This is a genomic window from Aeromicrobium phoceense (assembly GCF_013868155.1).
Taxonomy (GTDB): Bacteria; Actinomycetota; Actinomycetes; order Propionibacteriales; family Nocardioidaceae; genus Aeromicrobium; species Aeromicrobium phoceense.
Genome location: NZ_JACEOG010000001.1, coordinates 777,398 through 791,912, shown reverse-complemented (window position 1 = coordinate 791,912; position 14,515 = coordinate 777,398). Strand labels below are relative to the sequence as shown.

Genomic DNA, 14,515 nt, shown 5'->3' with positions numbered 1-14,515 from the left:
GGGAGCCCCCCGGTGACGCGGCGGACCCTGAGGTCCGCCCGCGTCCTCCGTCCGGTCAGGAGGTCTTGCGGCGTCGGGCCGCGACGGCGACACCGCCGCCGATCACGACGAGGCCCGCACCCACGGCGAGGAGCTCCCAGTTGGAGCCACCCGTGTCGGCCAGGGCGCCGTTGTCGGCGTTGGCGGCCGTCTCGCCCGCGGCATCGTCACTGTCGTCGGCGTCGCCGGCGTCCCCGGCCACGACGACCGTGAAGGTCTGCGTCGTGGTCTGGTCACGGCCCGCCGCCTGCGTGGCGTCCTCGCTGTACGCGATCGGGCGGAACGGGCCCTGGGTCGAGAAGCGGCACACCACGCGGCCGGTGTACGTACCCGGCTCGGTGGGCGCGGTGAAGGTGGCCGAGTAGTCGAAGCCGATCGCGCCGGGGGCCGAGTCGCCGTTGAAGCGGGCCGACCAGGAGCACTCGACGTTGGACGAGAACGAGACCGTGAAGTCCTCGCCGGGAACGACCTCGACGGTTCCGTCGCCGGCGTCCGGCACGATCACGGGATCGCCGTAGCCCTCCGAGGAGGCGGGACCTGCGAGGGCCAGGAGCAGCAGCGCTCCGAGGCCGAGCAGGTAGGAAATGGGTCGTAGCAACGTGACGCTCATGAGTGTTTCCCCCTCGAAACGGTCAGCCAGGTAGTGACGCGACTACAATGTAAGTGTTTACTTACAGGTCTGTCGAATAAATTCTCGAGCGTTCACGCGCTGGAGCAGTGTCGGGTCCGAACGAGGGGGTCGTTCAACCACATGTCTGCAAACGCTCCCGATGTGACTGGAGTGGCGTCCGGAGGCCGCGCGAACCGGGATTCTCGGCTCGCGTCGGAGCGATTCTCCTGGCGCCGACTGCTGCATCCCGAGGGGCTCCACGCCACCCGCCGACAGTACGAGCGCCGCGTCGCGATCAGCGACCTGCTCGTCCTGCTGGTCGTCATCATCTCGTCGGAGTACGTCTGGCTCGGCCGCGACGCCGACACCATCGACGCGCAGTTCGGGATCGGCTACACCAAGTTCGGCGTGCTGCTGACCCTCGTCTGGTGGGTCGCGCTGCGCCTCGGTGGCACGCGCCGTCGCCACGTCCTGGGCTCGGCCGCGGAGTACCAGCGGATCGTGCACGTCACGGTGACGGTCTTCGGCGTGATCGCGATCGTCACGGTGCTGCTGGAGTTCAACCTCTCCCGCGGCTACCTCGCCATCGCGTTCCCCGTGGGCCTGACCGCGCTGCTGTTCACCCGTCGCACCTGGCGGCGGTGGCGGCGGCAGCAGCTGCTGAAGGGCCGCTTCGTGGAGAACGTCCTCGTCGTCGGCCAGCCCGACAATGCACGCGAGATCGCCTGCTGGTTCAGGAGTCACCCCACGCAGGGACTGCGGGTGACCGGCGTGTGGCGTCCGGTCCACGCCACCGAGAGCCAGTGGTTGCGCGTGGGAGAGCAGTTCATCCCGATCATGGGCCAGGCCCGCTCGCTGCTGTCCGCGGTGAGGATGACCGGTGCCGACGCGGTGATCGTCTCGGCCACCGACGAGCTCGGCCACCACGGCCTGCGCGACCTCACGTGGGAGCTGGAGTCGGCCGGCATCGAGATGCTGCTGTCGCCGAACCTCGTCGCGGTCGCGGGCTCGCGCATCGGGATGCGCGAGGTGGCCGGCATGCCGTTCGTGGCCGTGAAGGAACCGACGTACGCCGAGGCTGGCAACTGGCCGAAGCTGGTCTTCGACTGGTGCGGCGCGCTCGTGCTCCTCGTGATGAGCTCGCCGATACTGATCGCCACCGCCCTGGCAGTCAAGCTCTCCAGCCCCGGTCCGGTGTTCTACCGCCAGGAGCGGATCGGGCGCGACGGCGAGCCGTTCGACATGATCAAGTTCCGGTCCATGCGCGTCGGCGCCGACGCCGAGCTCGCGCGGCTGCTCGAGGCGCAGGGCACCGCCGGACAGCCGCTCTTCAAGGTGGAGAACGACCCCCGCATCACGCGCGTCGGACAGTTCATCCGGCGGTACTCGATCGACGAGCTGCCCCAGCTGCTGAACGTGCTGCGCGGGGACATGAGCCTGGTAGGACCGCGACCCCAGCGCGGGGGCGAGGTCGCGCTCTACGACCGGACGGCGCGTCGACGGCTGCGGGTGCGCCCCGGCATGACGGGCCTGTGGCAGGTCTCGGGCCGCTCGAACCTCTCGTGGGAGGAGGCGATCGCGCTGGACATGCACTACGTCGAGAACTGGACCCTCGTGGGCGACCTGCAGATCCTCGTCCGCACCGTCAAGGCCGTCGTGGCCAAGGACGGCGCGGTCTGACCCGTCCACGACGAAGCCCCGGTCCAGGTGGACCGGGGCTTCGTGTCGTGCGGAGTGCGATCAGGCGAACTTCTCGCCCTTCTCGGCCTTCTCGAGCAGCAGCGCGGGCGGGGTGAACCGCTCGCCGTACTTCTCGGCCAGCTCCTGCGCGCGCTCGGCGAACGCCTTGACGCCGATCTCGCCCGTGACGGACTCGTAGCCGTTCACGTACTGAAGCGCGCCACCGTGGACCGGCGGGAAGCCGATGCCGAAGATGGAGCCGATGTTGGCGTCGGCCACCTGGCGGATGACGCCCTCCTCGAAGCAGCGGACCGTCTCGATCGCCATGATGAACGTCAGGCGCTCCTTGATGTCCTCGAGCGGCACGTCGACGTCGTCCTTGACGAACAGGTTCCACAGCTCGGGCCACAGGAACTTCTTGCCGCCCTCCGGGTACTCGTAGAAGCCGGCACCGGCGGCCTTGCCCGGGCGACCGAGCTCGACCAGCTTGTTGACGACCTCGGACGCGGGCGTGACGGGCAGCTCCTTGCCCTCGGCGGCGGCGGCCTTGCGGGCCTCGCCCTCGATCTTCTGCTGCAGCGTCAGCGAGACCTCGTCGGACATCGCCAGCGGCTGGCCCGGGAAGCCGGCCAGCTGCGCGGCGCGCTCGATCGTGACGGGGTCGACGCCCTCGGCGAGCATCTCGACGCCCTCCATCACGAGCGTGCCGAACACGCGCGAGGTGAAGAAGCCGCGGCTGTCGTTGACGACGATCGGGATCTTGCGGATCTGCTTCGTGAAGTCGATCGCGCGGGCCAGGGCCTCGTCGGAGGTCTTCTCGCCCACGATGATCTCGACGAGCTGCATCTTGTCGACCGGGCTGAAGAAGTGGATGCCGATGAAGTCCTCGGGACGCTGGACGCCCTCGGCCAGGGTGGTGATCGGCAGCGTCGACGTGTTCGAGCCCAGCAGCGCGTCGCCGTTGACGATCGGCTCGAGCTCGGCGAAGACGCTGTGCTTGAGCTCGACCGACTCGAAGACGGCCTCGACCACGAAGTCGCAGCCGGCGAGGTCGGCGTAGTCGGCCGTGGGCTGGATGCGGGCCAGGATCTGGTCCTTCTTCTCAGCCGTGAGGCGACCCCGCTCGACCTGCTTGGACAGCAGGTTGTCGGAGTAGCTCTTGCCCTTCTCGGCGGCCTCGACGCTGACGTCCTTGAGGACGACCTCGATGCCCGCGCGAGCCGCCTCGTAGGCAATGCCCGCGCCCATCATGCCGGCGCCGAGGATGGCCAGCTTCTCGGCCTTGCGCTCGGCGATGCCCACCGGACGCGACCCACCGGCGTTGATCGCGCCGAGGTCGAAGAAGAACGCCTGCGTCATGTTCTTGAACTGCTGGCCGATCAGCAGGTTGACCAGGTAGCGCGACTCGATCCGGCTGGCGGTGTCGAAGTCGACCTGAGCACCTTCCACGACGGCGCTCATGATGTGGCGCGGCGCGATGTACGGCGCACCCTTGAGCTGCTTCTTGAGGTTGGCCGGGAAGCTGGGCAGGAAGGCCGCGAGCTTGGGGTTGCTCGGGGTGCCGCCGGGGATCTTGTGACCCGGACGGTCCCACGGCTGGGTGGCCGCTTCCTCGTTGCCGGCGTTGGCCTCGACCCAGGCACGCGCCGAGGACAGCAGCTCGTCGGCCGGGACGATCTCGTCGATCAGGCCGATCTTGAGCGCCTTCTCGGGCTTGTTGCGCTGGCCCTGCAGCAGGACGTTCATCAGCGCGTCCTGGATGCCGAACATGCGGGTGGTGCGGGTGACGCCGCCGCCACCGGGCAGCAGGCCGAGGGTGACCTCGGGCAGGCCGATCTCGTAGCGACCCTCCGCCGCGATGCGGTGGTGGCACGCCAGCGCGATCTCGAGGCCGCCACCGAGGGCGGCGCCGTTGATCGCCGCGACGACGGGCTTGCCGATCGTCTCGAGCCTGCGCAGCGTGGCCTTGATCGACTCGACGTTGTCGAACAGCGTCTGCGCGTCGGCCGGGGTGGCCTGGGTCATCAGCTTGAGGTCGCCGCCGGCGAAGAAGGTCTTCTTCGCGCTGGCGATGACGACGCCCTTGATGGCGTCGCCGTCGCGGGCGATCTCGTCGGCGAGACGGTTCACCGCCGCCTCCATGGAGGCGCGGTAGGTCTCGTTCATCGTGTTGGCGCTCTGGTTGGGGTCGTCGATCGTCAGGGTGACGATGCCGTTCTCGACCTCGTAGCGCACCGCGTCGGTTGCAGTCATACGTATTCCTTCGAAGTGTGGGGTCGGACGGATCAGATGCGCTCGACGATGGTGGCGATGCCCATGCCGCCGCCGATGCACAGCGTGGCCAGGCCGTAGCGCTTCTCGCGACGCTCCAGCTCGTCGACGAGCGTGCCCAGGATCATCGCGCCGGTCGCACCCAGCGGGTGGCCCATCGCGATCGAGCCGCCGTTGACGTTGGTGCGGTCGTGCGGGAAGTCGTCGAGGTCGCGCATGAGCTTGAGCGCGACGGCGGCGAAGGCCTCGTTGATTTCGAGCAGGTCGATGTCCTCGATCGACAGGCCGGCCTTGTCCAGCGCCTTGCGGCACGCGGGGCCGGGGCCCGTCAGCATGATCGTGGGCTCGGAGCCGATGACGGCGGTCGAGACGATGCGGGCGCGCGGCGTCAGGCCGTGGCGGGCACCGGCGTTCTCGTTGCCGATCAGCACCAGGGAGGCGCCGTCGACGATGCCCGAGCTGTTGCCGGCGTGGTGGACGTGGTTGATCTTGTCCACGTCGACGTAGCGCTGGAGCGCGACGGCGTCGAATCCACCGAGGTCGCCGATGTCGGCGAACGACGGCTTGAGGCCCGACAGGGACTCGACCGTGGTGCCCTCGCGCACGAACTCGTCGTGGTCGAGGATCGTCAGGCCGCTGAGGTCCTTGACCGGCACGATCGACTTGTCGAAGTAGCCGTTGGCGATCGCCTTGGCCGCGCGGGCCTGCGACTCGGCGGCGAACGTGTCGACGTCCTCACGGCTGTAGCCCTCGATCGTGGCGATCAGGTCGGCGCCGATGCCCTGGGGCGCGAAGCCGGTGTCGAGCGAGGTCTTGGGGTCCATCGCCCAGGCGCCGCCGTCCGAACCCATGGGCACGCGGCTCATGGACTCGACGCCGCCGGCGATGATCAGGTCCTCCCAGCCGGACTTCACGCGCGAGGCGGCCTGGTTGACCGACTCCAGGCCCGAGGCGCAGAAGCGGTTGAGCTGCACTCCGGCGACCTGCTGGCCGAAGCCGGCGGCGAGCACGGCGGTGCGGGCGATGTCAGCGCCCTGGTCGCCCACGGGCGACACGACGCCGAGGACGACGTCGTCGACCTGGTTCGGGTCGAGGTCGGGGTTGCGCACCTTGATCTCGTCGAGCAGGCCGGTGACCAGCGAGATCGGCTTGACCTCGTGGAGCGACCCGTTCTTCTTGCCGCGCCCGCGGGGGGTACGGATGGCGTCGTAGATGAATGCCTCGGTCATGGATGTCCTCACAACGGATGGAAGCGTTGGCGATGATTCTGACACCATTACTGTCAGAGTCGCCACATACCCCCAGTATTCCACCGGATCGAAGCAGGATCCACGCCTGCGGACCGGCTCAGGAGCCGGGGATCACCAGGCCGGCCAGCAGCACACCGAGCACGACGAGCACGACCGCGGCGAGCATCGCGAAGGCCGCACGGGCCACCGGCGAGCCGCTGGAGGCGGCCCGCACCGCCCCGAAGCCGAGCACCGCGCCCGCCACGTCGGCGACCACGTCGAGCAGCGATGCCGTGCGGTCGAGGGGACCGAGCCCCTGCGCCAGCTCGATCGCGACGGCGATCACGAGGCCGGCGGAGACGGCGACCAGCACCGAGGCCCTCGGCAGCGCCACCGCCACCACCGCACCGACGGGGACGAAGAACAGCGTGTTGGCCAGGACCTCGGCCCCTTCGACCACACGGGACGCCGGCACGGAGAGGACGTCGGCGATCGCCGTGGTGAGCGGCCAGGTCTCCACGCCGAGTCCGGAGTCCACGTGCCGGGGCCACAGGGCGATCGCGGCCGCCAGCACGACGTAGAGCACGGCCAGCGCGATCACGGCGCGGGGCACCCGGGGCCGTGGCTGCTGCATTGGCCGAGCGTAGGGCAGGGCGAGGGCGGATCGGGCTAGTCTCGACAGCGTGAACGACGCCCCCGAGTCGATCGGCATCGAGCAGCTGGCCGAGCGGGTCGGCATGTCCGTGCGCACCGTGCGGTTCTACGCCGGCCGCGGCCTGATCCCGCCGCCGCGCCGCGAGGGGCGCAACGGCTACTACGGTGCCGACCACATCGTCCGGCTCGAGCTCGTGCGGGAGCTGCAGGCCCACGGCTTCACGCTGCAGGCGATCGAGGGATACCTCGAGAAGATCCCGGCCGACGCTGGCCCCGACCAGGTGGCCCTGCACCGCACCCTCCTCGCGCCCTGGATGCCCGAGCTGCCCGAGACGCTGGAGCGACCCGCGCTGGAGAAGCGCGCCGGGCGCGAGCTCTCCGACGAGGACCTCGAGCTGCTGATCGCCCTGGGAGTCATCGAGCCGACCCCGGACGAGGACGTCTTCCGCCTCGCTCCCGCCCACCTCGCGGTGGGCATGGGCTTCCTCGACGCCGAGCTGCCGATCGACGCGGCCCACGCGGCCCGCAAGCTGATCCTCGCCCACGGCACCGCGCTCGCCGACGAGCTGACCGCCCTCTTCCGCACCCAGGTGTGGCCGTACCTCACGTCCTCAGGGCAGCCGCCGGAGATCATCACGTCGATGATCGAGCGCTTCAAGCCGCTGACGATCCAGGCGCTGGTGACGGCGTACGAGCAGGCGGTCGACGAGCAGAAGCGCGAGACGGTGCGACGCCGTAGCTGAGTCGTGTGTGGTTGGAGCGGTTCCTGAGGCTGGTGTGACTCGCCGTATGCTGGCGCCACGCCAATACTTCGGTCGGGGGGACCATGTCAGCGTCGTTCACCAAGGCAGACGCCGTGCGCCACGCGCTCCGTCGGCGCTGGGACCTCTACACCGACCCCACACGCCGCGACCGCGTCGCCGCCGTCCGCGAGCTCGGCACCGCGCTGAGCACCGACCCGCAGGCCCGCGTCCCCCACGCCGGACCCTCCGAGCTGCGTGAGCTTGCAGCGCAGTACCGCCTCGCCTCCGACGCCCTGCTCGTCGACGGGCACGTCCCCCTGGTCTGGTGGACCCACACGGCCAACTTCGGCGACCTGCTCTCCCCGTGGCTCGTCGGCCTGCTCACCGGCCGTCCGGTCACCTACGCGAGGCCCGGCCAGCCCGCGTATCTCGCGGTGGGCTCGATCGTCGGCGAGGCCCGCAAGGACTCCATCGTCTGGGGCTCGGGCGCCTTCGGCTCGGAGGGCAAGTGGGGGATCACCGCCGCGAAGAGCTACCGCGCCGTGCGGGGCCCCCTCACCCGCAGCCGCCTGCGCAACATCGGCCTGCCCGTCCCCCGCGTCTACGGCGACCCTGCGCTGCTCAGCCCCCTCGTCTACTGGCCCGAGGTGGAGAAGGACGCCGAGGTCGGCATCGTCGTCCGGTGGTCGGAGAGTCGCTGGACGAGGGCGCAGGCGGGCGACGGCGTGCGCATCATCGATCTCGGCAGCAGCGACGTGACCTCGACGCTGCGAGACCTCATCTCGTGCAAGCGGATCCTCTCGTCCTCGCTGCACGGCCTGATCCTGGCCGACGCGTACGGCATCGCGAACGCGTGGCTGGACTCCGACGGCGGGGCGGGCGGCAGCCGTCCGGCCGGCGGCGAGTTCAAGTTCTACGACTACATGGCCTCGGTGGACAAGCTGCGCCACGCCCAGTCCTACACCCTCGGCGACGAGCCGCTCGAGGCCGACCGACTGCTCGACGCGCTGGAGTTCTCCGGAGCGCCCATCGACTTCGACCACGCCGCACTGCTGGACGCCTGCCCGTTCCTCGAGCGGATCCCATGAGCGGCACCGATCCCGAGCGGGACCCCGGAGTCGCGCAGATCCACGACCTCCTGCGCTCCGCACTGGTGGAGATCGACCGAGTGCTGTCCCCCACCGGGTGCCGGTACTTCCTGGCGTACGGGACGGCACTCGGGGCCCGGCGGCACGCCGGCTTCGTCCCGTGGGACGTCGACGCCGACCTGTACCTGCACGCGGACGATCGCCCGCGCGCGCTGGAGGCGTTGCGGACGGGACTGACCGGGACGCCGTTCGCCGTGCAGCGGCCGGGCGACCCGGGGTACGAGTACCTCTTCCCGCGCGTCGTGCTGCGCGGCGTGCACCACACCCTGATCCGGGTCGACCTCTTCCCGCTCGAGGTCGCACCCGACGCCGCATGGTTGCGGCGGCTGCTGACCGCGTTGCTGAGGACCACAGGGAAGCTGCACATGCTCAAGGCCATGGACCTGGCCGAGCGCCGCCACTACGACCGGCGCAAGGCTGCGGTCGCCAGGGCCGCCAAGGCGGTGCTGTCGGTGGTGCCCCTCGGCGTGATCGCGGCGGCGCACCGGGCGCTCGTCGCGGCCGCGCGGCGCGGCGGTTCCGGGGCGACCCTGGTCAACTCGTCGGGCTCGTACGGTGCTCGCGAGTACTTCCCGGCACCGTGGTTCGCCGGCCGCGTGACGCTCGACCTCGAGGGGCACGCCTTTCCCGTACCCGCGCCGGTCGACGACTACCTGACCCACGTCTACGGCGACTTCCAATCCCCTCCGACTCCCGCGCAGGTCATGGCCGAGCTCGCCTTCGCCCGCGAGCACTACGTGGAGCCGCTCCGCTCCGCAGGGGTCCTGAGGTAGTCGCACGATGATGTCCACAGCCCCACGCAGCCGCCCCGCCCGGACCGGCGGCACCCCCACCGCCCTCCTGGTCCTAAGCGGCGCCGGTGCGATCGGCGCGGGCCTGCTGGTGGCGGCCCGCCCCCAGCTCGGACTGGCCCTGGCGGCCGCCCTCGCCAGCCTGTTCACGGTGCGGCTGCTGCGGTTGACGACGCTCGAGCTGGTCATCCTCACGATGCCGTTCATGTTCTTCCCGCCGATCGGCTTCCTGCTCAACGTCTCGGTCGCCGACTTCCTGATGCCGGTGCTGGTGGTGCTGACCTGGACCCGCGGTGTCCGCGGCTCCCTGGCCGCGGCCCAGCGCGCGGTGGTCCATCGGTTCACCGCACTCTCGGTGATCCTGCTCTTCGTCATGACGCTCTCCGCGCTGATGGCGGCCCTGACCCTGCCGGTGTTCGACCCCCGCGGCGCGGCACTGGACACGATGAAGCTGGTTGTCGTCCTCGTCTGGTTCCTGACGCTGCTCGTGGCGTTCATGGCCCTGTCCGAGCGGCGCCTCCTGCGGGTCGCGCGGCTGTGGGTCTGGTGTGCGACGCTCCAGGCAGCCGCGTCCCTGGTGGGCCTGGCTCCCTCCGACGGGACCCGCTCGCTGGGCTGGTTCCAGGACCCGAACCTGTACGCCGGGTACCTGCTGACGTCGATGGCCCTGGCGTTCTTCGTCGTCTCCCGCGACCGCCTCACCGCGTGGCCGGTCGTGCTCCTGGTGCTGCTCGGCGGCGTGCTCGCCACCGGCTCACGGGGGGCGCTCGCCGCCGCCGCGGTGCTGCTGGCCCTCGCGGTCGTGGCCCTGATCTCCAGCCGCATCGGGACGCTGCTGATGGCGGGTGGTGTGGCAGCGCTCGCCGTGCTGCTGCTCGTGCCGGACATCCTCACCCGATCGCTGCTGCCGGGCATGGACCGCCTGCTGAGCTCCGCGGGGAACGCCGACACCGACCCGCGCTGGCGGCTGTGGAGCCGCGGCTGGGAGCTCTGGACGGATCACCCGCTGATCGGCGTGGGCATCGGCCAGTACCCCGAGTACTCGGCGGGACTGACGCCCTTCCGGAACTGGACCGAGGGCCAGGTCGTCCACAACACGTTCCTGAGCTTCGCCGCCGAGGGCGGCCTCCTCGGGCTGCTGGCGCTGGTCACGATCATCCTCACGTGCGTCAGCCTCGTCCGCCGCGCTGACCACCTCACCCGGATGCAGCGGGCGGCCCTGCTCCTGGGCGTCATCGTGATCGTCGTGATGATGCTGACGCTGAACCTGCAGAACCTGCGCTACGTGTGGGCGTTCTTCGCCTTCGCCGTCGCCGCGGCCGTCACCGTCCCCGCGAAGGCTTCGGCCGATGGCGACTGACGGCGCGATCGTCCACCTCGCCCAGCCCACCACCGGCGGCGTCGCGGAGGTCGTCCTCCAGCTGGTCGAGATCGCCGTGGCCGACGGCCGGCGCGTGGTGGTGGGCTGCCCCGCGGACGGGTACCTCGCCGAGCGGGCACAGGCGCTGGGTGCCGCCTGGGTCCACCTGGACCTGCAACGCCAGCCCGGCCCGTCCGACGTGACCGCGCTGCGCCGAACCCGGGACGTCATGAAGGACGCGGGCGTCGTGTTCGCTCACTCGAGCAAGACCGGGGCCCTCGCCCGTGCCGCGCGGCCGCGGGGCACGCGCCTCGTGTTCGTCCCGCACGGCTGGTCGTGGCTCGTCGGCGGCCGGCTCGCGAGCGCCTACCGCCTCGTCGAGCGCCTGCTCGCCCGCCGCTCGGACGTGACGGTCGTCGTGGGCAACGACGAGCTCGCCGAGGGCCGCCGCGTGCTCGGACCGCGACCGGAGCTGCGCGTCATCGAGAACTCGGTCGACGTCGACCGATTCCGCCCGCCCGCCGTCCCGCGCCCTGCCGACGGCCGCACGGTCGTGTGCGTGGGCCGGCTCGCCCGCCAGAAGGGCCAGGACCTGCTGCTGCGCGCGATGGCGACGCTCGACGACCTCGATCCCTCCGTCCGGCTCGTGGGACCGGGTGAGGCGGAGCAGCTCGACTCGCTGCGGGCCCTCAGCCGCGAGCTCGGCATCGAGGAGCGCGTCGAGTTCGTCGGCGCCGACGACCCGGTGCGCCACCTGCAGGAGGCCGACGTCGTCGCCGTTCCCTCACGGTGGGAGGGCCTTCCCCTCGTGCTGCTGGAGGCGATGGCCTGCGGCGCGCCGATCGTGGCCAGCTCCACGGCGGGCGTCGACGCCCTCGGCGACGCCGGGGTCGTGGTGCCGATGCGCGACCGGGACGACTTCATCGCCGACCTCGCGGCCGCGTTGCGCACGCTTCTGGAGTCGCCCGGGCGGCGCACGGACCTCGGGCGACGGGCCCGGCGACGGGCGGAGGACCGGTACGGACGCGCCCGGATGGCCGACGAGTACCGTGCGCTCTGGTCCTGACCGCTCAGAGCAGCTTGCGCACCATCGCGAGACCGGTAGCGGCCCGGGCCGCGATGCCCGCCAGTACGACGTATCCGGCGGTCGTCAGCGTCGCGTCCTCGTAGGTCAGCCCCGCCACCACGAGCGCGGCCGCCAAGCCGGCGACGGCGACGCCGACCCGGGTCCGGTACCGGTTCAGCACCAGCTGCGGTGCCGACGTCGCGTAGTCGCCGCTGAGCGCCACTACCGCGAGCGCGATGGGCAGGAACTCCCATCGCGAGACCGTGAACTCGTCGCCGAACACCAGCGGCAGCAGAGGCGGGAACGCCACCAGCGCGAGCACGGCGATGCCCAGGCCCACGCCCACCTGTCGCGCACCGACCGCGAGGCTGAGCGATTTCAGGCGCTCACGACCCCCGGACGCCAGCCCCGAGCGCAGGCTGCGCAGCTGGGTCTGCTGGATCGAGCTGAGGAACAGGTTGCCGAAGGTGACGACGTACTGCGTCACCGCGAAGACGCCGACGACGGCGGTGGACGCCGAGGCCGCGAGGTAGACCGTCGGCAGGTAGGTCATCGCCGACGAGACTCCCTGCGACACCCCGAGATTCGCGCCGGCGCCGAGGACGCGCCGGGTGTCGCGACGGTTCGGGCGCCAGGGGGTGGGGTCGATCGTCCGCAGGCACCACACCGCCACCGGCACGAGGACGACGAGCGAGGCGCCGAACGAGCCCCAGATGGACGCCTCGGCCGCCAGGTTGTAAGCGATCGGGACGGCCACGGCCACCACGGTGAGCAGCGTGTTGGTCCACATCCATCCCGCGACCGCCCCGATCCGTCCGTCGGCCTGGAGGCAGCCGTAGCAGATGTCCAGCAGCGAGTCGGCTGCCCGCATCCCCAGCAGCGGCACCAGCACGGCGGCTGGCGGGAACGCGTCGGCCCACACGGCCGTCAGACCGATCGACGCGACGGCGAGCGCGACGCCGCCGGCCCGCAGCCACAGGTAGGCGCGGAAGGGCGGGGTGTCGTGGAGGGTCTGCAGGACGTTGCGCAGGCCGAGCTCGGCCAGGATGAACACGGGGAACGAGACTGCCATCGCGTAGGCGAACTGGCCCGCGCCCTCGGCGCCGCTCAGCCGCGCGAACCCCCACAGGATCAGGAGGGTGGTGGCGGACTTGCCGGCGTACCCCGACAGCAGCAGCAGCGACTTCTTCATCCACCGGTCCTTCCGGGTCCGTCCGTAGAACCCTAGGGGCCGGTGTTCCTCACGTGAGAGCGGGGACGCGCAGACGGGCGAGCAGCAGCATGCTGATGTCCTCGGTGGCGAGGCTCATCGGCTCGCGGATCGGGCCGGAGCCGGGCGGCAGGTCGCCCAGCACGAGGTCGATGCCGTCGGAGAGCACCACGCTCCCGCGGCGGTCGGCGAGCGTGCAGGCCAGCCACCGGCCGGTGGTGCCGGGGCTGCCGGTCGCGAACGAGCCGATCAGGGTGGCGGCCGCGCGGGCCGGCGGGACGAACGCGAACCGGCGCCAGCCGAGCGCGTCGACGGTCTCGACGAGCGTCTCGGATCCGGCCGTGGCGTACCAGTGCATCGTCGCGCCGTGCATCAGCGTGATGTCGTCGGCCGACGTCTCGTAGAGGCTCAGCGGATGCACGTCGGCGACGGTGGCCAGCACGTCGGCGAGGCGGGCCCACAGGCGCCGTCCGCCCTCCCCCGGCTGCACCCGCTCACGGTCGACGAACCGGGACGTGCGCACCGATCGGGGCCCGAGGTCGCCGTCGGGCGCCACGAGGACGTCGGGGGTCGCGGTGTGCCACCAGGTCTGCATCCGGATCACCTTCTCCGACAGGCGCGAGGTGCGCCGTCCCCCATGAGACCGGGCAGGAGCGGGTCCATGACGCGACTCGCACCAGGAGTCTCAGGAGTGCCGTGCTGTCACGCGGGCGAGGAAGTCGACCGACGCGGTCAGGACCCGCCGCGCCTCGGGTCTCGTGAGGTCGAACTGGAACTCGTGGTTCAGGCCGGGATGGAAGTGCGTCTCGTGCTCCACCCCGAGCTCGGCGAGGCGTGCCGCGAAGACGCGACCCTGCGCCGTGAGCGGGTCCTCGTCGCCTCCGCTGAGCAGGGTGGGCGGGTACGCGGCGGTGGCGTGGTCGACGACGGACGACTCGCGCACCCGCGGGTCGGTGAAGTCCTTCGTGCCGAGATACGCCCAGCCCACCGTGCGCACGAACCAGCCGCCGAAGCCGGTCGAGTGCATCGCCGTCGGCGGGTCGTACGGACCGCAGTGCAGCATCGTGCCCACCAGATGGTCCGCCTCGAGGGGCGGCTCGATGCCGAGCAGGTCCGCGTAGTCCGCGCTGGTGACGAGAGCCGCGTACTGAGCCGCGATGTGCGCCCCGGCGGAGTCCCCGGCCAGCACGACGCGCTCGGGATCGACGCCCAGCTCGTCCGCATGCTCGCGGATCCAGGTCAGCGCCGCCCCCAGCTGGCGCACCGGCAGCGGGTACGGATGGTCCGGAGCGAGCGAGTAGTCGATGCCGATCCCTACGTAGCCGTGCTGGGCCAGCAGGCGCAGGTACGGCGCGGGCTGGGACCGGCCGCCGCCGATCCAGGCCCCTCCGTGCGCCCACACGACGACCGGCAACGGCCCGGCGGCTCCCTCCGGCGACCAGACGTCGAGGACCTCGTCGGGGCCATCGCCGTAGGCCAGACCGGTGCGTCCGACGACGCCGGTGGCCTCCATGCCCTTGACCTCGCCCGTGTCGGTCAGCGAGAAGAGCCAGTTGATCAGTGCGACCCCGGGCCGCGGGCTGACCCTCGCCCACACCAGGACCGCGCCGAGGAGGGCGGCCAGGCCGAATGCCGCACGACCCATCCACCGACCGAGGACTCGAAGGAAGCGCACGCGCCGAGCCTAGGGCGGATCAGTCCCCAGCGGGGCGCA

General features: G+C 71.2%; 13 protein-coding genes. 6 read left to right on the top strand and 7 right to left on the bottom strand.

From position 1 onward, the window contains the following. Positions 1-55: 55 nt before the first annotated feature. Positions 56-649: an LPXTG cell wall anchor domain-containing protein gene (locus tag H1W00_RS03820; protein WP_181753751.1), complete on the bottom strand. Its 594-nt coding sequence runs from the start codon at positions 647-649 to the stop codon at positions 56-58. 162 nt (positions 650-811) lie between these two features. Between H1W00_RS03820 and H1W00_RS03815 the strand changes: the two genes are divergently transcribed. Next, the gene (locus H1W00_RS03815; protein WP_181753749.1) at positions 812-2,329 is read left to right on the top strand and encodes an exopolysaccharide biosynthesis polyprenyl glycosylphosphotransferase; all 1,518 of its coding nucleotides are present in this window, start codon (positions 812-814) and stop codon (positions 2,327-2,329) included. A 60-nt stretch (positions 2,330-2,389) separates the two neighbouring features. On the opposite strand, the gene H1W00_RS03810 is transcribed toward H1W00_RS03815, so the two are convergent. The 3 genes from H1W00_RS03810 to H1W00_RS03800 form a co-directional block, all read right to left on the bottom strand. After that, a complete protein-coding gene (locus tag H1W00_RS03810; RefSeq protein WP_181753747.1) occupies positions 2,390-4,582 on the bottom strand; it encodes a 3-hydroxyacyl-CoA dehydrogenase NAD-binding domain-containing protein in 2,193 nt (730 codons plus the stop codon). Between the two features lie 32 nt (positions 4,583-4,614). Then, the gene (locus H1W00_RS03805) at positions 4,615-5,829 is read right to left on the bottom strand and encodes an acetyl-CoA C-acetyltransferase (RefSeq protein ID WP_078699717.1); all 1,215 of its coding nucleotides are present in this window, start codon (positions 5,827-5,829) and stop codon (positions 4,615-4,617) included. A gap of 118 nt (positions 5,830-5,947) precedes the next feature. After that, the gene (locus H1W00_RS03800; protein ID WP_181753745.1) at positions 5,948-6,463 is read right to left on the bottom strand and encodes a VanZ family protein; all 516 of its coding nucleotides are present in this window, start codon (positions 6,461-6,463) and stop codon (positions 5,948-5,950) included. 49 nt (positions 6,464-6,512) lie between these two features. Here H1W00_RS03800 and H1W00_RS03795 point away from each other — a divergent pair, with 49 nt between their 5' ends. The 5 genes from H1W00_RS03795 (at position 6,513) to H1W00_RS03775 (ending at position 11,591) form a co-directional block, all read left to right on the top strand. Next, positions 6,513-7,226 carry a MerR family transcriptional regulator gene (locus H1W00_RS03795; protein WP_231949004.1) on the top strand — a complete coding sequence of 238 codons (714 nt, stop codon included), beginning with the start codon at positions 6,513-6,515 and terminating at the stop codon, positions 7,224-7,226. A 113-nt stretch (positions 7,227-7,339) separates the two neighbouring features. Next, on the top strand, positions 7,340-8,314 hold the full coding sequence (locus H1W00_RS03790) for a polysaccharide pyruvyl transferase family protein (protein WP_181753743.1): 975 nt from the start codon (positions 7,340-7,342) through the stop codon (positions 8,312-8,314). Beyond that, positions 8,311-9,147, top strand: coding sequence for a LicD family protein (locus H1W00_RS03785; protein WP_181753741.1), 837 nt, complete (start codon positions 8,311-8,313; stop codon positions 9,145-9,147). The genes H1W00_RS03790 and H1W00_RS03785 overlap by 4 nt, the downstream gene beginning before the upstream one ends. 10 nt (positions 9,148-9,157) lie before the next feature. Then, entirely contained in the window at positions 9,158-10,525 is a 1,368-nt protein-coding gene (locus H1W00_RS03780) for an O-antigen ligase family protein (protein ID WP_181753738.1), read from the top strand. Beyond that, positions 10,515-11,591 (top strand): glycosyltransferase, encoded by a 1,077-nt coding sequence (locus H1W00_RS03775; protein WP_181753736.1) that lies wholly within the window; start codon positions 10,515-10,517, stop codon positions 11,589-11,591. The genes H1W00_RS03780 and H1W00_RS03775 overlap by 11 nt, the downstream gene beginning before the upstream one ends. Positions 11,592-11,595: 4 nt before the next feature. Here the strand turns inward: H1W00_RS03775 and H1W00_RS03770 are convergent, their stop codons facing one another. The 3 genes from H1W00_RS03770 to H1W00_RS03760 all read right to left on the bottom strand — a co-directional run bounded on the left by H1W00_RS03770 (position 11,596) and on the right by H1W00_RS03760 (position 14,476). After that, positions 11,596-12,783: a lipopolysaccharide biosynthesis protein gene (locus H1W00_RS03770; RefSeq protein WP_181753734.1), complete on the bottom strand. Its 1,188-nt coding sequence runs from the start codon at positions 12,781-12,783 to the stop codon at positions 11,596-11,598. A gap of 49 nt (positions 12,784-12,832) precedes the next feature. Beyond that, a complete protein-coding gene (locus H1W00_RS03765) occupies positions 12,833-13,396 on the bottom strand; it encodes a hypothetical protein (protein WP_181753732.1) in 564 nt (187 codons plus the stop codon). Positions 13,397-13,486: 90 nt separating this feature from the next. Continuing rightward, positions 13,487-14,476: an alpha/beta hydrolase fold domain-containing protein gene (locus H1W00_RS03760; protein ID WP_181753730.1), complete on the bottom strand. Its 990-nt coding sequence runs from the start codon at positions 14,474-14,476 to the stop codon at positions 13,487-13,489. Positions 14,477-14,515: the final 39 nt, after the last annotated feature.

Excerpts from the sequence above, each read along its gene's own strand:
- H1W00_RS03780 (WP_181753738.1), top strand. The coding sequence starts at position 9,158 with ATGTCCACAGCCCCACGCAGCCGCCCCGCCCGGACCGGCGGCACCCCC.
- H1W00_RS03785 (WP_181753741.1), top strand. The coding sequence starts at position 8,311 with ATGAGCGGCACCGATCCCGAGCGGGACCCCGGAGTCGCGCAGATCCAC.
- H1W00_RS03765 (WP_181753732.1), bottom strand. The coding sequence starts at position 13,396 with ATGCAGACCTGGTGGCACACCGCGACCCCCGACGTCCTCGTGGCGCCC.
- H1W00_RS03770 (WP_181753734.1), bottom strand. The coding sequence starts at position 12,783 with ATGAAGAAGTCGCTGCTGCTGCTGTCGGGGTACGCCGGCAAGTCCGCC.
- H1W00_RS03775 (WP_181753736.1), top strand. The coding sequence starts at position 10,515 with ATGGCGACTGACGGCGCGATCGTCCACCTCGCCCAGCCCACCACCGGC.
- H1W00_RS03810 (WP_181753747.1), bottom strand. The coding sequence starts at position 4,582 with ATGACTGCAACCGACGCGGTGCGCTACGAGGTCGAGAACGGCATCGTC.
- H1W00_RS03800 (WP_181753745.1), bottom strand. The coding sequence starts at position 6,463 with ATGCAGCAGCCACGGCCCCGGGTGCCCCGCGCCGTGATCGCGCTGGCC.
- H1W00_RS03805 (WP_078699717.1), bottom strand. The coding sequence starts at position 5,829 with ATGACCGAGGCATTCATCTACGACGCCATCCGTACCCCCCGCGGGCGC.
- H1W00_RS03820 (WP_181753751.1), bottom strand. The coding sequence starts at position 649 with ATGAGCGTCACGTTGCTACGACCCATTTCCTACCTGCTCGGCCTCGGA.